This is a genomic window from Sphingomonas melonis DAPP-PG 224, from assembly GCF_000379045.1.
GTDB lineage: Bacteria > Pseudomonadota > Alphaproteobacteria > Sphingomonadales > Sphingomonadaceae > Sphingomonas > Sphingomonas aquatilis.
Genome location: NZ_KB900605.1, coordinates 1,470,078 through 1,490,379 on the forward strand (window position 1 = coordinate 1,470,078; position 20,302 = coordinate 1,490,379).

The 20,302-nt window shown below is 67.3% G+C and carries 14 protein-coding genes and 1 riboswitch; of the genes, 8 read left to right on the forward strand and 6 right to left on the reverse strand.

Features of this window, described 5'->3' with window-relative positions; genetic code table 11:
• Nucleotides 1-26: 26 nt before the first annotated feature.
• From SPHME3_RS0107315 to SPHME3_RS0107325, 3 genes are all read right to left on the reverse strand, one after another.
• Nucleotides 27-821: a 2-keto-4-pentenoate hydratase gene (locus SPHME3_RS0107315; protein WP_051066235.1), complete on the reverse strand. Its 795-nt coding sequence runs from the start codon at nucleotides 819-821 to the stop codon at nucleotides 27-29.
• A 63-nt stretch (nucleotides 822-884) separates the two neighbouring features.
• Entirely contained in the window at nucleotides 885-2,315 is a 1,431-nt protein-coding gene (locus SPHME3_RS0107320) for a mannitol dehydrogenase family protein (protein ID WP_020486580.1), read from the reverse strand.
• The gene (locus SPHME3_RS0107325) at nucleotides 2,312-3,811 is read right to left on the reverse strand and encodes a UxaA family hydrolase (RefSeq protein ID WP_017979820.1); all 1,500 of its coding nucleotides are present in this window, start codon (nucleotides 3,809-3,811) and stop codon (nucleotides 2,312-2,314) included. Before SPHME3_RS0107325 ends, SPHME3_RS0107320 begins: the two co-directional genes overlap by 4 nt.
• Nucleotides 3,812-3,924: 113 nt before the next feature.
• On the opposite strand from SPHME3_RS0107325, the gene SPHME3_RS0107330 reads away from it, so the two are divergent.
• From SPHME3_RS0107330 to SPHME3_RS0107365, 8 genes are all read left to right on the forward strand, one after another.
• Entirely contained in the window at nucleotides 3,925-4,953 is a 1,029-nt protein-coding gene (locus SPHME3_RS0107330; RefSeq protein WP_017979819.1) for a LacI family DNA-binding transcriptional regulator, read from the forward strand.
• A 79-nt stretch (nucleotides 4,954-5,032) separates the two neighbouring features.
• Nucleotides 5,033-6,481, forward strand: a complete 1,449-nt coding sequence (gene uxaC / locus SPHME3_RS0107335) for a glucuronate isomerase (RefSeq protein WP_018250654.1) — start codon at nucleotides 5,033-5,035, stop codon at nucleotides 6,479-6,481.
• Nucleotides 6,482-6,483: 2 nt separating this feature from the next.
• Nucleotides 6,484-7,326 carry a 5-dehydro-4-deoxy-D-glucuronate isomerase gene (kduI, locus tag SPHME3_RS0107340; protein ID WP_017978069.1) on the forward strand — a complete coding sequence of 281 codons (843 nt, stop codon included), beginning with the start codon at nucleotides 6,484-6,486 and terminating at the stop codon, nucleotides 7,324-7,326.
• Nucleotides 7,327-7,473: 147 nt separating this feature from the next.
• The gene (kduD, locus tag SPHME3_RS0107345) at nucleotides 7,474-8,226 is read left to right on the forward strand and encodes a 2-dehydro-3-deoxy-D-gluconate 5-dehydrogenase KduD (protein WP_017979817.1); all 753 of its coding nucleotides are present in this window, start codon (nucleotides 7,474-7,476) and stop codon (nucleotides 8,224-8,226) included.
• Nucleotides 8,223-9,233: a sugar kinase gene (locus SPHME3_RS0107350; protein ID WP_017979816.1), complete on the forward strand. Its 1,011-nt coding sequence runs from the start codon at nucleotides 8,223-8,225 to the stop codon at nucleotides 9,231-9,233. Before kduD ends, SPHME3_RS0107350 begins: the two co-directional genes overlap by 4 nt.
• A complete protein-coding gene (locus SPHME3_RS0107355) occupies nucleotides 9,220-10,779 on the forward strand; it encodes a carboxylesterase/lipase family protein (RefSeq protein WP_017979815.1) in 1,560 nt (519 codons plus the stop codon). The genes SPHME3_RS0107350 and SPHME3_RS0107355 overlap by 14 nt, the downstream gene beginning before the upstream one ends.
• Before the next feature lie 243 nt (nucleotides 10,780-11,022).
• On the forward strand, nucleotides 11,023-14,058 hold the full coding sequence (locus tag SPHME3_RS0107360) for a TonB-dependent receptor (RefSeq protein WP_017979814.1): 3,036 nt from the start codon (nucleotides 11,023-11,025) through the stop codon (nucleotides 14,056-14,058).
• A 50-nt stretch (nucleotides 14,059-14,108) separates the two neighbouring features.
• Nucleotides 14,109-15,098: an alpha/beta hydrolase gene (locus SPHME3_RS0107365; RefSeq protein WP_018250655.1), complete on the forward strand. Its 990-nt coding sequence runs from the start codon at nucleotides 14,109-14,111 to the stop codon at nucleotides 15,096-15,098.
• A 28-nt stretch (nucleotides 15,099-15,126) separates the two neighbouring features.
• Here the strand turns inward: SPHME3_RS0107365 and SPHME3_RS0107370 are convergent, their stop codons facing one another.
• From SPHME3_RS0107370 to SPHME3_RS0107380, 3 genes are all read right to left on the reverse strand, one after another.
• A complete protein-coding gene (locus tag SPHME3_RS0107370) occupies nucleotides 15,127-16,155 on the reverse strand; it encodes a methionine synthase (protein ID WP_024310380.1) in 1,029 nt (342 codons plus the stop codon).
• A gap of 28 nt (nucleotides 16,156-16,183) precedes the next feature.
• Entirely contained in the window at nucleotides 16,184-17,170 is a 987-nt protein-coding gene (locus tag SPHME3_RS0107375; protein WP_017979811.1) for a putative oxygenase MesX, read from the reverse strand.
• A gap of 124 nt (nucleotides 17,171-17,294) precedes the next feature.
• Nucleotides 17,295-17,518: riboswitch (cobalamin riboswitch) on the reverse strand.
• Between the two features lie 146 nt (nucleotides 17,519-17,664).
• Complete coding sequence (locus tag SPHME3_RS0107380) at nucleotides 17,665-20,229, reverse strand: TonB-dependent receptor (protein ID WP_017979810.1); 2,565 nt, start codon at nucleotides 20,227-20,229, stop codon at nucleotides 17,665-17,667.
• Nucleotides 20,230-20,302 lie beyond the last annotated feature (73 nt).

Consider the following 20,302-nt stretch of genomic DNA (forward strand, 5'->3'; position numbering starts at 1 on the left):
CGGGCCGTTCGTCGTGGGATGGCGCGTTATTGCGCGGTGATCGTGCAGTGGATCGACAGGCGGCCGTCGAACCGCGCCTCCACCCGGTCGCCGACGGCGACCTGATGGACGCCGGTGACCGCACCGGTCGAGATCCACTGTCCTGCCGTAACCGGGATATTGCGTGCGGCGAGATGCTGGAACAGGAAGCGCGCCGCGCCGAAGGGGCCATCGAGCATGTCGGCGGCGATGCCGGTGCCGATCTCCGCATCGTTGATGTAGAGCGCGACCGGCCAGCAATTGAGGTCGGTATCCTGCCAGCCGTCGATCGCGGCGCCGATGACGAGGCCGTTGTTGTTGCCGAAATCCGAAATGGTGACGGTCGGCCCGTTGGTGTTGATCCCGGGGAAGGGGGAGCTCGCGATCTCGATGCCGACATGCACCGCATCGATCAGCGCGCGCGCGTCCGCCATGGAAAAGTCTCGCTGCGCCGGATCGGGCGCACGGCCGATGCGCAGCAGGAATTCCGCCTCCGCAGCGCCGAAGCCATCGGCGAAGATCGGCATCTCGCAATGTTCGGTGTCGGTGACCTGATCGGCGAAGATCGGGCCGGCCAGGCGGTCGAACCCTTCGGCGGGCGGGTTGATCCGGCCGACCTTCCAGCCGGCGACCGGACGATCACTGAGTGCCAGCGCGGCATCCTGCACCGCATAGGCGTTCGCCAGATCGTGCGGAATCGTACCCGGATAGTCCGGCAAAGCCGTGGCGGTCCGTCGCGCCTCCACGAACGCCTGCGCAACCTGCGCGATATCGCTGTCCGGCTTCACCGCAGCCCCTCCCATGTCATTCGTCGTTATCGGATGGATATGGGAAACCGGTGTCATTGGCAAGCATCGCGAGCATCCTCACACGAAAAATCGCGGCCAGTCCGCCGACGCGGCGGCCGTCGCGGCGGCGGCGATCGCGGTGCGCACCTCGGCGTCGGCGGCGATGGCGGACGGCACCAGATGTCCGGCCGCGATCAGCGCGTCGACCACCGCCGCCACGTCCGGTCGCCGCGCGATCGACAGCAGCGTGTCGGCCGCCGGATCGACGATCGCCGTATCCGTGCGCGCGCGCGCCATCAGGAACGCGACCCAACCGCCGAGCGCGCGGACCACATGGGCCGGCATGCGCCCCGCCTGCCGGTTGGCGACCAACGTATCGCCGAGGCGATAGGGCAGTTTCTGCGAACCGTCCTGCGCGATCTGGTCCAGCCGGTGGACGATTGCGGGATTGCGGAACCGCGTCAGGATCGCTTCTGCATAGGCGTCGAGATCGAAGCCCGGCACCGGGGTCAGCATCGGCGCGATATCCTGCTGGATCATCGCGGCGACGAATGCGGCGAGGGGGCCATCCGCCATCGCTTCGGCCACGCTCGTCGCGCCGCGCAGCAGGCCGATATAGGCGAGGGTTGAATGTGCGCCGTTGAGGATGCGCAGCTTAGCCCGCTCATAGCTGGCGACATCCTGCGTCAGCGTCGCACCCACGCTGCCCAGGGCCGTGATGGCGTCCGCCCCGACGTCCTCGATCACCCATTGGACGAACGCCTCGCGCTGGACGGGAGTGTCGTCATCCAAACCGATCGCGTTGGCCACGTCGGCGAGCAATGTCGCATCGCTTGCCGGCGTGATCGAATCGACCATCGTCGAGGGGACGCGCACCGTCTCGGCGATCCATGCCGCCAGGTCCGCATCGCGGGCGGCGGCGAAGGCGACGAGCGCGGCGTGCAGTTTGCGCCCGTTGCTCGCCAGATTGTCGCACGGCATCGCCACGAACGGAGCGACGCCTGCGGCCCGGCGCGCGGCGAGCCCCGCCACCAGCCAGCCGACGATGCTGCGAGGCGGCGCGCCCGCCAGATCGTGGACGATATCGGCGTGGGTCATGTCCAGCGTGCCATCGGCCCGCAGGCAATACCCCTTTTCGGTCACCGTCATCGTCACCAGCCGGACGTTGGGGTCGGCCAGCAGCGCCGCGACCTCTGCATGGTCGTCGGGCCCCAGGAAGCGTTTGTGTACCCCGATGATGCGCATGGCCGGCTCAGCGTCGCGCACCGCGAGCGTATACAGGCCGTCCTGCGCGGCCAAGGCTTCGACCGTGCCGGCGCTGCGCAGCGACACGGCTGCGATGCCCCAATAGGGGTCGCGTGCCAGCAGATCGTCGATATAGGTCGCCTGATGCGCACGGTGGAAGGCGCCGGGGCCGAAATGTACGATGCCGATCTTGCCCTCCGGCCGCTCGCGCGGCGCGGCGATGGCGTCCGGCACCTGGGGCAGGGTGGCGCGGGATAGTCTCATAGCGTGACGCCTCGTTTCCAGATCGCGATCTCGCGCTCGCCGTTGCGTTCGGCGGCAGTGGTCTCGCCCGACGCGACCGCGACGATGCGCGCGAGCAGGGCCTCGGATGCGGCGTCGAACCCGGTGTCGAGCACCGCGCCCGCATCGAAATCGACCCAGCCGGGCTTGCGCGCGGCAAGGTCGCTGTTCGATGCGATCTTGATCGTCGGCACCGGGAAACCCAGCGGCGTCCCACGTCCGGTGGTGAACAGGATCGCCGTCGCCCCCGCGGCGGCAAGGGCGGTGGAGGATACCGCATCGTTGCCCGGCGCCTCCAGCAAGGTGAGGCCGGTCTGCGTCGCCTCGTCGCCGTAATCGATCACCGCGCCGACGCGGGCCCGCCCGGCCTTCTGCACGGCACCGAGCGATTTCTCCTCCAGCGTCGTGATCCCGCCGGCGACGTTGCCGGGGGAGGGGTTTTCCGACACCGGCTCGCCGTGATCGAGGAAATAGCGTTTGAAGCCGTTCACGACGCCGACAATCCGGTCGAATACCTGCGGTGCGGCGGCGCGGTCCATCAGCGTCTGTTCGGCGCCGAAAATCTCGGGGATTTCGGTGAAGACGACGCGCCCACCCGAAGCCACGACGCGGTCGCTCATCTGCCCGACCAGCGGGTTGGCCGTCAGGCCCGACAGGCCGTCCGATCCACCGCATTTCACGCCGAGGACGAGATCGCTGAGCGGGCACGGCGTGCGGTCCGCCCGTGCCGCGTCGGCAAGCGCGACGACCGCGGCGATGCCCTCTTCGACCTCGTCGGCGCTGAGCTGGGCGGTCAGCGAGCGGACCCGGCCGCGATGCTCCGCAGGAACCGCATCGAGCAACGCCGCGACCTGATTCTCTTCGCAGCCCAGCCCGACGATCAGGACGCCGCCGGCATTGGGATGGCTCGCCAGTCCGGCCAGGATCGCGCGGGTGCCGCCCAAGTCATCGCCCAGCTGCGAACAGCCGTGCGGGTGGGTGAAGGCGTGGACGCCATCCACCGCATCGCCGACCTGTGCCGCGGCGCCCGCCGCGATCCGCTGCGCCGTCCGCGCGACGCAACCGACCGTCGGCAGCACCCAGATCTCATTACGCGTCGCAACCCGCCCGTCCGCACGACGATAGCCCATGAAGGTCGGGGCCTCGGCCTGCGGCAGGGTCGCCGCGGGCACCGGCGCGTAGCGATAGTCGAGCGTCGCATCGAGCGCGGTCGACAGATTGTGGCTGTGAACGTGCGCGCCGGGCCGGATGGCGGCCGTGGCATGGCCGATCGGAAAGCCGTATTTGAGGACGGGCGCTCCGAGGCCCATCGGCAGCAGCGCAACCTTGTGCCCGCGCGCGATATCGTCTTCGAGCGTGATCGCGCGGCCGATCGCGTCCCCGGCGGCGCCGTCGACCGTCAGCGTGTCGCCGGCGCGTGCATCGTCCAGCATCGTGGCGACCGTATCGGTCGGCGCCACCTTCCATGCCCTCGCCATGCCATCCTCTCGACATTCGTTTCGGTAACCGGTGTCAGATGTGTCCTGTCCGGACGATCTTTGCAAGGGCGTGGGACTGGCGGGATCGTTTCGCCCGCTTTACACCCGGTGGCATGCAGAAGACCGGCCAGCCGACGATCAACGATGTGGCGCGCGTCGCCGGCGTATCGAAGAAGACCGTCAGCCGGGTCATCAACCGTTCGCCCTTGCTCAACGAAGAGACGCGCAAACGCGTCGAAGAGGTGATCGCGGATCTTAGCTATATCCCGAACCCGCAGGCACGGGCGCTGGCGCTGCGCCGCAATTTCCTGATCGGCCTCGTCCACGACAATCCCAATGCGCAGACGGTGATGAATGTCCAGCAGGGCATGCTGGAGGCGCTGCACGATACCGAATTCGAAATGGTGGTGCGCCCGCTCGATCGCGGCTCGGCGACGATGCTGGAGGATCTGCGCCACTTCCTCGAACGCCAGCGCCTGTTCGGCGTGTTGCTGATGCCGCCGATCAGCGAGAACGATTCGGTGGCGAAGCTGTGCGACGATATCGGCTGCCGTTACGTGCGTATGGGGTCTGCGGTGCTGGATGCGGCCGACCATATGGTCGCTTCCAACGACCGCGAGGCGGTGCACGGCGCGGTCGCCTATCTGATCGAACAGGGGCATCGGCGCATCGGCCTGGTCGCGGGGCCGCACGGCTTCCGCTCGGCGCGCGAGCGGCGGCAGGGCTTCGAGGATGCGCTGGCGGAGGCGGGGATCGCGCTGCCGCGATCGATGATCGCCGACGGCAATTATACCTTCGATTCGGGGCTGGTCGCGGCGGAGCGATTGCTCGATGTCGTGCCGCGCCCGACGGCGATCTTCTCCTCGAACGACGAAATGGCGGCGGGCGTGATCCATGCCGCCCGCCAGCGCGGCCTGGAGATTCCGCGCGACCTGTCGATCATCGGCTTCGACGACACGCCGATCGCTGCGCATGTCTGGCCGCCGCTGACGACGGTGCGCTGGCCGATCGCCTCCATGGCGCGATCGGCGGCGCTCAAGCTGATCGCGGGCGGCATGGAGCAGGAACCGGACGTGGAAGAACCCTCGCTTTTTCTGTCGACGCTGATCCGCCGTGCATCGGTCGCGGCGCCGCGCGAATGAGGCTGGGGGTTGCGTCGCGATTTGACACCGGTTACCAAGCTGGCAGCCGCCTGCCGAAGGGCGCTTCGAGAGGATAGAGATGGCCCGGGCTTTGCGCCTCGACCCCGACCGCCTGTTTCCGGCTGATCCGACGACACGCAGCATCGCGCGCACGCTCTATGCCGGTGTCGCCGACTTGCCGATCGTCAGCCCGCACGGCCACACCGATCCCCGCTGGTTCGCCGAGAATACGAACTGGACCGACGCGACCTCGCTGCTGCTGGCGCCCGATCATTATCTGTATCGCATGCTCTACAGCCAAGGCATCGCGCTCGACGCGCTGGCGATTCCGCACAAAAGCGGCGTGCCTGCCACCGATCCGCGCGCGGCATGGCGCGTGTTCGCGGACCATTATCACCTGTTCCGCGGGACGCCCTCGCGCCTGTGGCTCGATCATGTCTTCGCCGAGGTGTTCGGGATCGAGGTGGCGCTGGAGGCGGAAACCGCCGACCTCTATTTCGACGCGATCGGAGAGGCGCTCGCCACCGATGCATTTCGGCCGCGCGCGCTCTTCGATCGCTTCCGCATCGATTTTCTCGCGACGACCGAGGGCGCGCAGGACAGCCTCGATGCGCATCATGCGATCCACGCATCGGGCTGGGGCGGACGCGTCGTCACCACCTATCGCCCCGATGGCGTCATCGACGTCGAACATGAGGCGTTCGTGCCGGCGATGGCGCGCTTCGCCGAGTTGACCGGCGAGGACGTCTATGGCTGGCAGGGCTATCTCGCCGCCCACCGCAAGCGCCGCACCCACTTCCGGGCGGCGGGCGCGACCGCGACCGATCACGGCCATCCGACGGCAGCGACCGCCAATCTGACGCCGCAGGAATGCGAAGCGTTGTTCGCGCGGATCGTCGGCGGCGATTGGACCCCGGCGGACGCCGAGCTGTTCCGCGCGCAGATGCTGACCGAAATGGCGGCGATGAGCATCGAGGATGGCATGGTCATGCAGATCCATCCCGGTAGTTTCCGCAACCACAATGCCGGCCTGTTCGCCAGTCACGGTCGCGACAAGGGTGCGGACATCCCGACGCGCACCGATTACGTCCGCGCACTCAAGCCGCTGCTCGACCGGTTCGGCACCTCGACCGATCTGTCGATCATTCTCTTCACGCTGGACGAGAGCGCCTATGCGCGCGAACTCGCGCCGCTCGCCGGCCATTATCCGTGTCTGAAGCTGGGCCCGTCCTGGTGGTTCCACGACAGTCCCGAAGGCATGCGCCGCTTCCGCGAGATGACGACCGAGACCGCCGGATTTTACAATACCGTCGGCTTCAACGACGATACGCGCGCCTTCTTGTCGATCCCCGCGCGGCACGACGTCGCGCGCCGCGTCGACTGTGCCTTCCTGGCGCGGCTCGTCGCCGAACATCGCATCGCGGACTGGGAGGCGGCGGACCTCGCGCAGGAGCTGACCGCCGGCCTCGTCCGCCGCGCCTATCGTATCGACCAGAGCACGGCTGCCGCGCGCGGCCCGAAGGAGTGACCATGTACGACCGGACCTATTACGCGACGCATCCGGACATGATGGAGTGCGTGTCGAACGACGAGTTGCGCGACCGCTATCTGATCCAGGGGCTGTTCCGCGACGGCGAGTGCGTGTTGAACTACACGCACGCCGAGCGCTTCGTGATCGGCGGCGTCGCGGTGGCGAGCGGCAGCGTGAAGCTGCCCGACCAGACCGAGCCGGCATCGGCGGCGGGGCACCCGTTCCTCGAACGCCGCGAGATGGCGGTCGTCAACGTCGGCAAGGTCGACGGCATTGTGACGGTCGATGGCGAGAGCTTCACGCTGGGCAACAAGGACTGCCTGTACGTCACGATGGGCGCGAAGGACGTTCAGTTTTCCGGCGACGGCGCGCGCTTCTACCTCGCCTCGTGCCCGGCGCATCAGGCCTATGCGACGCGCAAACTCGGCATCGCCGACGCCAATGCGCTCGAGCGCGGCAGCCTCGCCGAATCGAACGAGCGCACGATCTTCCAGCTCGTCATCCCCGGCATCTGCGACAGCGCGCAGCTGGTGATGGGCCTCACCGTGCTGAAGCCCGGCAGCGTGTGGAACACGATGCCGCCGCACATTCACGAGCGCCGCAGCGAAATCTATTTCTACTTCGAGCTCGACAATCTCGATACCGACCGCGTCATGCACTTCATGGGCGAGGGCGAGGCGACGCGTCACATCGTGATGCAGAACGAGGAAGCGGTGATCAGCCCACCCTGGTCGATCCATATGGGCGCCGGGACCAAGGCCTATGCCTTCATCTGGGCGATGGCGGGCGAGAACCAGGATTATACCGACATGAACGTGCTGGATATCTGCCAGCTGGCGTAAGCCGATCCTCCCTCCCCTGACAGGGGAGGGTCGGGGAGGGGTGGCGTGCTCGCGGTACGGACGGGCGAGCGCTGCCGGCCGGCCACCGTCTCCCCGGACCCCACCCACCCCCGGCCCCTCCCTTCCAGGGAGGGGAGGAGCATAACGATGAACCCCTTCGATCTTTCGGGCCGCGTGGCGGTCGTGACCGGTGCGAACACCGGCATCGGGCAGGCGATCGCGATCGCGCTGGCGCAAGCGGGCGCGGACGTCGCGCTGGTCGGGCGCACCCCGGCCGAAGATACCGCCGCCGCGATCCGCGATCTCGGCCGCCGGGCGCTGATCGTGTCGGCTGACCTGTCGAGCATCGCGCCTGTACAGCGCATCGTCGACGAGACGGTGGCGGGACTCGGCGGGCTCGACATTCTGGTCAACAATGCCGGCATCATCCGCCGCGCCGATGCGGTGGACTTCACCGAAGCGGATTGGGATGCGGTGGTCGACACCAATTTGAAGTCGGTGTTCTTCCTCTGCCAGGCCGCCGGGCGCCACATGATCGCGCAGGGCAGGGGGCGAATTATCAACATCGCCTCGATGCTGACCTTCCAGGGCGGCATCCGCGTGCCGAGCTATACCGCGTCGAAGTCGGGGATCGGGGGCCTCACCAAGCTGCTCGCCAACGAATGGGCGAAGCATGGGCTGAGCGTGAATGCGATCGCGCCGGGATACATTGCGACCAACAACACCGCCGCGCTGCAAGCCGACGAAGCGCGCAACGCCGCGATCCTCGATCGCATTCCGGCGGGGCGCTGGGGCGATGCCGCCGACCTCGGCGGCGCAGCCGTGTTCCTCGCCTCCGACGCCGCGGCGTACGTCCAGGGCCATATCCTCGCCGTCGATGGCGGGTGGCTGGCGCGATGAGCCGGCTGCTTGCCTTCGGGGAGATCATGCTGCGCCTGTCGCCCCCGGGGCGCGAGTTGCTGATGCAGACGCCGCGGCTCGACGTCTGGGTTGCGGGGGCGGAGGCCAATGTCGCGACGCAGCTCGCGCGGCTGGGGCACGACGTGCGGTTCGCCAGCCGCGTACCGGACAACGATCTGGGGCGCGCCGCAATCGCCACCCTGCGCGGGCATGGCGTCGACACGTCCGGCATCGCCTGCGGCGGCGACCGGATGGGGCTGTATTTCGTCACATCGGGCGCGGGCCTGCGGGCAACCGAAGTGCTGTACGACCGCGCCGGCTCTGCCTTCGCCGAGGCGTCGGCGGCGGATTGGGACTGGGACAGGCTGCTCGCCGGCGTCACCCGGCTGCATCTGTCGGGCATCACCCCTGCGCTCGGCCCGGTCCCGGCGCAAAGCGCGCTTGCTGCGGTCGAGGCGGCGTCGGCACGCGGCATCGCGATTTCGTTCGACGGCAATTGGCGCGGCAAATTGTGGGCGCGCTGGAACGGCGATCCGCGCGCGATCCTGTCGGGCATCGTCGCGCACGCCGACCTGATGTTCGGCAACCATCGCGACATCGCGCTGCTGCTGGGCCGGGACGATTTTGCGGGTGAGGGCGAAGATCGTCGCCGGGCTGCAAGCGAGGCCGCCTTTGCCGCTTTCCCCCGCCTTCAGACGATCGCATCGACCGCGCGCGAGGTTGAGCATGTCGACCTGCACCACCTGTCGGCGCGGATCGACACGCGCGACGACACGGCGCAGACCGAGACAGTGGTGCTTGCCGGCATCGTCGACCGGATCGGCGGCGGCGACGCCTTTGCCGCCGGCGTGCTGCACGCGCTGGAGACGGGCGCGGGGATCGCTGACGCCGCGCGCACGGGACTGGCGCTCGCCGCGCTCAAACACTCGCTGCCCGGGGACGCCGCATTGTTCCGCCAGGCCGATCTCGACGCCTATCTGGCCGGCGGGCTCGATGTCCGGCGCTGAGGGCTGGACGCGGCGGGCGGCGATCGGCGGGAGCGCCGCTCTGCTCGCGAGCGCGGCGACGGGGGCCGCGCCGCCGGGCGCGGTTCGTACGCGCGTGGGCAATTTCATCGGCACGCGCGACGGCGGTGTGCGCGCGTTTCGTGGTATCCGCTACGGCACCGCGCCACGGTTCCGCGCGCCGGTCGCCTTCGCAGCGCCCGGCCAGACCATCGCGGCGGACGCCTTCGGGCCCGTCTGTCCGCAGCGCGGCCCCTATGGCCCGCAGGACGAAGACTGCCTGTACCTCAACATCTGGACCGAGGAGGCCGATCCCCGCGCGCGCAAGCCGGTGATGCTCTACATCCACGGCGGGGCCTATTCGAACGGCAGCGTCACCGATCCGCTCAACGACGGGCAGGCGCTGGCGGCGCGCGGCGATGTGGTGGTCGTGACCGTCAACCACCGCCTCAACGCGCTGGGCTATCTCTACCTCGCGCGGTTCGACTCGCGCTTTGCCGATAGCGGCAATGTCGGGCAGCTCGACCTGATCCTGGCGCTGCAATGGGTGCGCGACAATATCGCCGCCTTCGGGGGCGATCCGGGGCGGGTGATGGTCTTCGGCCAGTCGGGTGGGGGCGCGAAGATCGCGACGCTGATGGGCATGCCCGCCGCGCGCGGCCTGTTCCACCGCGCTGCGACGATGAGCGGACAGCAGGTGACCGCCTCGGGTCCGCTGCACGCGACCGAGCGCGCCCGCGCCTATCTGGCCGCGCTGCGCGTGCCCGAACACGACCTGTCGGCGGTGCTGGCGGTGCCGACGCAGCGGCTGGTGGAGGCGCTCGACACACGCGATCCGATCCTGGGCGGCGGGCTCTATTTCGGGCCGGTGCTCGACATGCACTGGCTGACCCGTCACCCGTTCTGGCCCGACGCCAATCCGATCGGCAACGGCATCCCGATGATGCTCGGCAACGTCCATGACGAAACGCGCGGCTTCCTGTCGCCCGATTCGCCAACGCTACGGGGGCTGAGCTGGGACAATCTCGCCGACCGGATGGCGCCCGAACTCAAGATCGACATCCTGCCCGAATGGGTCGTCGCGCAATATCGCGCGCATTTTCCGACCTGGTCGCCGACGCAGGTCTTCTACGATGCGACGACCGCGGGACGCAGCTGGCGCGGGCAGGTGATCGAGGCGGAGGCGCGGGCGGCGGCGGGCGTGCCCGGATTCGTCTACCAGGTCGATTTCACTTCGCGGACCGATCCGCGTCGCGGTGCTTTCCATACGATGGATATCCCGCTGGTGTTCGGCACGCTGGGGGCGACCGGATCGCAGACGGGGCAGGCTGCCGACGCCCGTGCGGCGAGTGCGGCGATGCAGGAGCGCTTCGTCACCTTCGCGCGGACCGGTACGCCCAATCGCACCGGCCTTGCACCCTGGCCGGCCTATGACCTGGGCCGCCGCGCGACGATGATCTTCGACGCCAAATCACGCGTCGAGAACGATCCCCGCCGCTGGCAGCGCGAGCTGTTCGCGCGCGTGCCCTACATCCAGCCCGGCACCTGACGCGACCACGCCACATCGGCGCAAGACTAACAGGCATCAGCCAAAAAGGCTGTTGACACCGGTTACCACAGGACGCACACACGACGTGGATCAGCAGGCGAAGACCTGCGATGTCCGGGGAGGATCGAGACGGCGCGCGGAAAATCCGCGGCAAAAGGCCCTCCTCATCATGAATCCGGTTCCGGTCACACCGTTCGTGTCCGTAACCGGTGTCAGTGCGGTTTCGCCGCAGGGGAGAGCAAGATGGCGAACGGTGTTGCGATACGGAAGACGGTGCGCGCAGGGCAGTTGCGCGGGATTTCTGCGGGCGCGCTGATCCTGGCGCTGGCGATGCCGGGTGCAGCGCTGGCGCAGGCGGCGCAGATCCCGGCCACCGCGTCACCGGGAACGCCGACCCACACCGATCCGTCCCCCGCCCAGACCGCCGTCGTGCCGACGACGACGGAAGCGACGCCGCAGGCCGCGGACGGCGCGGCGGTGACCGCACCGCAGCAGGACGGCGACGGCGCCGCGCCCGATATCGTCGTCACCGGTTTCCGCCGCAGCCTTGACGCCGCGCTGAATGTTAAGCGCGAATCGGTGTCTTCGGTCGATGCGATCGTCGCCGAAGACATCGCGAAGTTCCCAGACCAGAACCTCGCGGAATCGCTGCAGCGCATTCCCGGCATCTCGATCCAGCGCGACGCCGGCGAAGGCCGCGCGATCACCGTCCGCGGTCTTGGCGCGCAGTTCACCCGCGTGCGCGTCAACGGCCTGGAGACGGTGGCGACCTCGACCGACGGCGCCTCATCGAACCGTGATCGCGCCTTCGACTTCAACGTCTTCGCCTCGGAGCTCTTCAACTCGATCGTTGTCCACAAGACGGCGGAAGCGTCGCTGGACGAAGGGTCACTGGGCGCGGTCGTAGACCTCAACACCGGCAACCCGCTGGGCGGCAAGACGGGCTTCACCGGCGTGCTGTCGGCGCAGGCGAGCTACAACGATCTCAGCAAGAACACGCGGCCGCGCCTCGCCGGGCTGCTGTCGTACAAATCGCCCGACGGCACGTTCGGCGCGTCGGTATCGGCGGCGTATCAGAAGACCGACAATCTCGAACTCGGCAACAACACGGTGCGCTGGGCGCAGGCACGGTTCGATTCGGTCAACGGCACGCCGTGCTTCTATAACAGCAACACCGGCACGACCCCTGTCGCCAATGCGGGCGGCTTCTACCGATCCAGCGCAGCGTGCGACCAGGCGGCGCTCGCCTTCCACCCGCGCATCCCGCGCTATGGCGAAGTATTCCACGGCCGCGAGCGTCTGGGGGTCACCGGCAGCGTCCAATGGGCGCCGTCGGAGGCAACCAAGGTCTCGATCGACGGCCTCTATTCGCGCTTCAAGGAAACGCGCGAAGAGAAATGGGCGGAGGTGCTGCTGCGTTCCAACGAGCGTTCGATCGACCTCATCAACCCCGTGTACGATTCGAAGAACAACCTCGTCTCAGGCACGCTCAACGACGCGTGGGTGCGGACCGAGCATTACAAGCGTCAATCGGAGACGGAATTCTACCAGCTTGGCGGCAGCTGGGATCAGGACGTGACGGACACGTTCCGCTTCACGGTGCTCGGCGGCTTCTCGAAGTCGACCGCCGACATTCCGGTGGAAACTACCGTCGTGTTCGACGATCGCGACGCGCAGGGCTACAAGTTCGATTACACCAACAGCCGCACGCCGCTTCTTAGCTTCGGCACGAGCGTCACCGATCCGGCGAACTTCCAGCTCGCCGAAATCCGCGATCGCCCGTCCACCGTGACCAATAAGTTCCGCACCGCTCAGCTGCGGACCGAATGGGACGTCGCCGAAGGCTATACGCTGAAGCTCGGCGGCATGTACCGTCGTTTCGATTTCGACAGCGTCTCGTTCCAGCGCGATACGGCGATCTGCGGCAATGGCGGAACGGACCTGGTGCTGGGCACCATCACCTGTTCGCCGACCAGCGCGTTCGGTCCCAACGCCGTCTACGGCTATCAGGTGACGCCCGCGCTCAGCGAGCTGTTCACGCTCGGCAATGCGGGCCAGCCGTCGGGCACGACGACGCAATGGCTGGTTCCCAACCTCGATGCCGCCACCGCCTACACCAAGCTGTATAGCCGTACGCCGACGCTGGTCGTCGGCGACAACCGCAGCGTGACCGAAGAGGTGAGCGGAGGCTATTTCCAGGTCGATGCGAAGGGCGAACTCGCCGGCCTCCGCTACGCGCTAAACGCAGGCATGCGCTACGCGCACACCGCCCAGGGATCGACGGGCATCAACTCGGGTGCGGTCGTGACGGTGAAGCGCGACTATGACGACTGGCTGCCGGCGGTGAACCTCGCGCTGTTCCCGACCGAGAAGCTGATCCTGCGCGCCTCCGCCGCCAAGGTGATGACGCGCCCGACGCTCGGTAATCTGACGCCCGGCGGTTCGGCCGACGGCTTCAACTATCGCGTGTCGTTCGGCAATCCGCAGCTCAATCCGTTCCGTGCCGCCGCTTACGACCTCGCAGCGGAGTGGTATTTCGCGCCGCAGTCGATCCTGTCGGTGGCGCTGTTCAAGAAAAACGTTGAAAGCTTCCCGGTCTCGCAGTCGATCACCAACGCGACCTTCACCTCGACCGGCCTGCCAACCTCGGTGCTCGCGGCGTCTTCGCCCGCGGCGCTCAACCCGGCGCAGCAGGCACAGCCGATCTGGACGATCACCACCACGGTGAACGGCACGGGCGCTTCGCTGAAGGGCGCGGAGATCGCGCTGCAGGCGACGTTCAAGTTCCTGCCGGGCTTCCTCAAGAATTTCGGCGTGCTCGCCAACGCGACCTTCGTCGATTCGAACGCGAACTATCTGGTACAGGGTCCGGCGGTGTCGGCTTGCGTGCCGGGAGCCACGCCAGCGGCGGCCTGCTCGTTCGGGCCGCTCGTCAGCTCGACGCGCAACGCGACCTTGTTCGGTCTGTCGAAGCGGCAGTATAACGGCACGCTCTACTATGAGGACGCCAAGTTCTCGGCGCGCGGGTCGATCAGCTATCGTGGGCCGTATATCGATGCCAACAGCGGCACCGGCAACATCTTCGAAGGTTATAATTCGACGATCAACGTCGATGCCTCCGTCCGCTACAAGCTGACGCCGAATGTCGAACTGTCGCTCGAGGGCACCAACCTGACCGACGAGTATCGCGATCGCTACACCGATCTCGATGCCAACCGGAACTACGAATACAATCACTTCGGTCGAACGGTGCTGATCGGCGCGCGCTTCAAGATGTGAGGGGGTGGGTGCGCCGGTCATCAACGCCGGCGCACGCGTTGATGGAGGATATGCGGGTGGCTGGCATCGATCGCCGTCAGGCATTGCTCGGAACGCTGGCGGCGGCTGGCATGGCGGCATCGACGCGCGCGCGCCGCCCCGCGGCGGGGGTGGGCCCCGCCGATCCGTCCGAAACCATCCTGTTATGGCCGGGCGGCGCCCCCGGTATGCCCGCGACGCCGCCCAAAGAGGTGATCGACGAGCGCAGCACGGATCCGGCGGTCCGCGACCGCGCGGTCCATGGCATCACCCGGCCGCGGCTCGTCGTCTTCCGGCCCCGCGTGCCGAATGGCAGCGCGGTGCTGGTGATGCCCGGCGGCGGCTATCGCTGGGTCGTCGTCGACAAGGAAGGCTATGAGATCGGCCGCTGGCTCGCGGAGCGAGGCTATACGGTCTTCGTCCTGTTCTATCGCCTGCCAGGCGAGGGGTGGGCGGCAGGCCCCGACGTCGCGCTGTCCGACGCGCAGCGCGCGATGCGCCTGATCCGCGCGCGGGCCGATACCTATGGCATCCGCCCGGATCGCGTCGCGGCGATGGGCTTTTCGGCGGGTGGCCACGTCTGCGGCGACCTGGCGACGCGCTTCGCCCGGTCGACCTACGCGCCGGTCGATGCGGCGGACCGGCTGTCCGCCCGGCCCGACGTCGCCGCACTCCTCTATGCCGTCCAGTCGATGACGCCGCCGCTCGCCCATGCGGGGTCGCGGGCGCGCTTGCTCGGGCCCGATCCCTCGCCCGCACTCGAGAAGGCGCACAGTCCGGCCGCGAACGTCCGTCGCGATACGCCGCCCTGTTTTCTGGTCCATGCCGAAGACGATGATGCGGTGGCCGTCGACAACACGCTGGCGATGCGCGCGGCGCTGAAGGCGGCGGGCGTCTCCGTGGAAACTCATTTGTTTGCGAAAGGCGGCCACGGCTTCGGCCTGCGCCGCGCGGCCGGCAAGCCGGCGGCGGCATGGCCGGAGCTGTTCCGCCAATGGGCGATGTCGCAGGGACTGGGCTGACGGACGCCGTCAGCCCGGTGCCGGATGATCAGGCCGACACTTCCGCGCGGACGATCGCGGCGCCTGCCGCCAGCGCGTGCAGCTTGCCCTGGGCGACGCCGCGCGACAGGGGGGCCATGCCGCAATTGGTGGCGGGGTAAAGCTTGTCCGCATCGACGAAGCGCAGCGCGTTGCGCAGCGTGTCCGCGACCTCTTCGGGTGTTTCCACGCGATCCGTCGCGACGTCGATCGCGCCGACCATCACCGTCTTGCCGCGGATGAGTTCGATCAGGTCCATGGGCACGCGCGAATTCTGGCATTCCAATGAGACGATATCGATCGTCGAGGCCTGCAGATTGGGGAAGGTCTGCTCATATTGCCGCCATTCGGACCCGAGCGTCTTCTTCCAGTCGGTGTTCGCCTTGATGCCGTAGCCATAGCAGATGTGGACGGCGGTTTTCGCCGTCAGCCCTTGCGCGGCGCGTTCCAGCGTGGCGATGCCCCAATCGTTCGCTTCGTCGAAGAAGACGTTGAACGCAGGTTCGTCGAACTGGATGATATCGACGCCGACCGCTTCCAACTCGCGGGCTTCTTCGTTGAGGATGCAGGCAAATTCCCAGGCCAGCTTTTCGCGGCTGCGATAATGCGCGTCGTAGAGCGTATCGATCATCGTCATCGGCCCGGGCAGCGTCCATTTGATCGGCTGGCGGGTCTGCGCGCGCAGGAAGCGGGCATCGTCGACGAAGACCGGCGCGGGGCGCGACACCGCACCAACGACGGTCGGAACGCTGGCGTCATAGCGGTTGCGGATGCGTACCGTCTCGCGCTGTTCGAAATCGACGCCGTCCAGATGTTCGATGAACGTGGTGACGAAATGCTGGCGCGTCTGTTCGCCGTCGCCGACGATGTCGATCCCCGCCTGTCGCTGGTCGTCGACCGCGAGGCGCAGCGCGTCCTGCTTGCCCGTGGTCAGGTCGTCGCCCTCCAGCCGCCACGGCGACCAGAGCGTTTCGGGTTGGGCGAGCCAGGCCGGTTTGGGCAGGCTGCCCGCGGTGGTCGTCGGCAGGAGTGTCGTCATGATCAGGATACCTTCGCGTTCGGGGCGATCACAGGCCGCAGGTCGCCGACCAGCGCTGCAGCGCGGGGCCATGCGGTTTGATGAGATGGGCTTCGGCAAATCGGCCCTGCTCGACGGCGAGGCGGCTGCGCTCTTCGCGATCGTAGACGATGCGGGTCAGCGAATAATCCTGCTCGTCCAGGCTGGGCTGATAGCGGGCGGCGGCCGCCGAATTGGCGTTGTAGATTTCGGGGCGGTAGATTTTCTGGAAGGTCTCCATGACGCTGATCGTGCTGGCGAGTTCTAGGTTGGTATAGCCGTCGACCAGATCGCCGATATGGTAGAAGGCGAGCGGCGCGACGCTGTGCGGTGGCATGAAGTAGCGCGCCGTCATCCCCATCTTCGCAAAATACAGATCGGTGGGCGAACGCGTGTCGGCCGCATATTCCACCCCCAGGATGGGGTGGACGTTGGTCGTGCGGTGATAGACCTGCTTGCTGGACACGCTGAGGCAGATGACCGGCGGCTTGTCGAATTGCTCGCGATAGGCGTCCGACGACAGGAAATGCTTGAACAGATTGCCGTGCAGGTCGCCGAACTGGGCGGGCGCACCGGTGTTGCCCGACTGGCGCAGATGATCGGGCAGCACGACGCTGAAGTCGTAATCGCGGATGTAGGACGAGAAATTGTTGCCGACCATGCCGGCGATGCACGCGCCGCTGCGCGTGTCGGTGACACGCGTGTGCAGGATTTCGATCAGCGGAAACGCCTCGTCCTGCGCATCGGGGCCGATGCGCAGCGCGGCCGACACGATGTCGAGCGCCACGGTGTAGCGGTCACCCGTCGGATTGTCCCAATGCATCAGCGAATTGAAGCGCCGGTCGATCATCACCAGCGTGTTGCGCAGATTGTCCCGGCGGCTCTCCCCGCGTGCCAGATTGGCGAAATTGGTGGTGATGCGCGTGGTGTCGGCGGGGCGATAGTCCTCGTCGAACGGGATGCTGCTTATGGTGAACGTAAAGCCGCTATTCGTCATGACTCACCTGCTGTTGACGAACAGGGGCATGGAAGAGCGCGCAAGGCGTGAGCGAGGCCCGGATGGCGTGCGCCGTGGACCGTCCGCGTCAAGCGCGATCCACCGGAGGAACCCCCGTCCGAGGAACGTTATGGCGTCGGAGGCAGGTCTCCTGGCTCACGGGTCAACGCGGTGGTTCCGGCCTTCCCGGGCGCGGGTGCAGCGCCCAGTGACACGAATTGGAACCGCCGCTCGCCGCTTACAGTTGCGGGGGCAGCGCCGGATTTTGCCCGCAGGGGGCATCACCGGCTTCCCGTCTTAGCCCCATCGCCATGCCTGGGATGGGGAACCTCGACCCGCGTCTTAGGCAGGATCGCGGGGCATTTGTCAAGCGCGATATAAAGATATCTTTATATCGTTATGTCGGGTTGGTGGGCATGCAGCCATAGAAAAGCAGCGCCGATGGGGTGCATCGGCGCTGCTGAGGAAGGCCTGCTTTTGGCTGGCGGGCGGCCTCAATAGGCGGCCGACAGCGTCAGGAACCACTGGCGCGGCGGGATCGGGAAGCCCGAGTAATTGTTCGTCGCCGAGCCGACACCGAGGGTCGAAATGCCCTTCTTGTCGAACAGGTTGGTGACGTTGAGCGCCAACTCCGCCTTGCGCAGCGGGATGACGCCCTCCGGCACCCGCGCCGCGACGCGCAGCGAGGTGAGGAAGTAGGAGGGCACCTTCGCATCGTTGCTGAACGTCGCGTAGCGCGCGCCGACATAATCGCCGATCACCTGCACCTCGACCGGATCGAGCGAGAGGGTCGCGACCGACTTGTTCATCCATTTGGGAATGCCGGGCAGCTGCTTGCCGCAGGTCGGCACGATGCCGCCGCTGACCAGATAGCCGCCGATGCACGTGTCCGTCGCCGCACCGATACCGCTGGCGGTCGAAGTGTAGTCGCGCTTGTACTTCGACAGATTGTACGACGCGGCATTGTACAGCGACAGGACACGGCCGAAGCGCAGCGTGAAGGCGGCGTCGACACCATCGGTCTTCACGTTGCCGACGTTGACCAGGATCGACGTGCCGCCGGTGATCGCACCGCCGGCGATGCCGCCCGGATTGGTCGAAATCGCCAGCAGCCGGTCCTGGAAGTCGACGTGGTAGTAATTGACCTGCGCGCTGAAGCCGATGCCGCCGCCGAAGCTGCGGTTGCTGCGCAGGCCGGCTTCATAGGTCCAGCTGCTTTCCGGCCGGCCGCTCTGCGCGAAGGCGTCGAACGCCGCCTGGCTGCCGGTGAACCACGGGCCGCCGCCGCCCGCCAGATAGGCCTGATATTGCCGCAGGTTCTTCTGCGCGTTGGCATAGAGCTGTTCGTGGCCGTTGACGTCATAGGTCGCGCCGACGGCGGGCAGGAACCAGCGCAGCGTGTCGATCCGCCCCTGCGGCAGGTTGCCGGTCAGGCCGGAGAGCGAGCCGACCACCGGCTGCACCGGGAAGCGGCCGGTCGCCCATTGCGCGCTGGTCTTGAAGCCCGCCTGGATCAGCAGACGGTCGAATGCCTGCCAGCTGTCCTGCAGGTGCAGCTGGAGCTGTTCGATCTTCGCATCGCCCTGATATTGCGTGAACAGTGGCTGTGCGACCGAGAGCGGGCGGATGTAGGGCGTGCTGTTGCCCGGCGTATTGACGTCGACGCCATACCAGCGGCGCCACTGCGTCGTGCTGTTGTGTTCGAACCAGCCGCCCAGTTCGATCTTGTGTGCGCCGAGATCGAGGTCGAGCGCGGAGATGACGCCCCAGCGATCGATGCGATATTCGGTGGTGCGGGTGATCAGGCCCGACCCGCCCGTCGCGGCGACCAGCGCGGCCCCGGCCGCCGCCGCCTGCGCATCGGTGCGCGCAGTGCAGTTCGTCGGGCGGATACCGTTGGTATTGGCGGTGAAGCGGCAGTTGCTGGGCAAGGTCGCATACGCCGGATCGAGATAGGCCTGCGCGGTCGTGATCGACTGGCCGAGCGGCCCCGCGACGACGCCGACGCCGTCATTGTGATGATAATAGGCCGTGTTGGTCAGCGTGATGTTCTTGGCGAGGCGTGCCTCGTACCGGCCGTAGGCGAGGTAATCGGTGCGCTGCGCGTCCGAGTAATAATTGCGGTAATTGCCGCCTTCCGCCGCGGGCGAGTTGCCGAGCGCGCTGAGGTAATTGGTGCGATAGCCGTTGAAGTCGGGGTAGAAGAACGGCTTGGTATAGGGCGTGTAGAGCTGCGTCGCGCTGGCGGTGCCGCCGGCCGAGGGCTTGAAGAAGACCGTCGAATCCTCGTTCGGCTGCGTCATGTCGTTATAGTCGAAGTACAGCGTCAGCTTGCCGAGGCTGTCATCGTGGACGAACTTGGCGTTCGCCTGCCAGCCGCCCTGAATACCGTTGAAGTCCCAGGCGCGGGCCCGCTGGCGGACGCCCGACACATAGGCGCTGTTGGTACCGCCGCCGAAGGTGCCGGTGTCGATCCGCACGAAGGTGCGCGACGTGTCGTAGCTGCCGACGGTCTGCGCGGCCTGAATGCCGAGCGTGGACAGCGGGCTGGACGAATAGGTTTCGACCGTGCCGCCCAAATTGCTGTTCGACGCGGTGGCCAGGTCGCCCGCGCCGGTCGCGACGACGACGCGGCCGACGTTTTCCGAAATCACCGCGCGCTGCGGCGACAGGCCGTTGTAATTGCCGTAGCTCTGGTCGCCGAGCGGAATGCCGTCCATCGTATAGCCGAGCTGGTTGCCGGCGAAGCCATGGATGAAGATCTGGGCGTTCTGTTCGTTGTTCCCCCACGGGTCGGCGGTGACGTACAGCACGCCGGGCAGCGTCTGGATTGCTTTGAGCGGGCTGACGCCGGGCAGGATTTTCTGCATCTCGGTGCCGGGCAGCTCCACCGCGGTACGCGTGCGGCCACCGGTGACGACGATGGCGGCGGGCTCCCCGGCGGCATCCGCCGTGTCGTCCGCAGGGGCGGGGGCCGTCTGCGCCTGCTGCGCACGGACGGCGACGGGACTGACGGATGCGACGGCTACGGCCAGTAGCGACACGGACGGACGGATCATGTTCGGCTTTTCCCCCACAACCGCAAAGACGTATGCGGCTGAGCGGCGCGGTAGAGCGCTTTCGCGGCAGTTT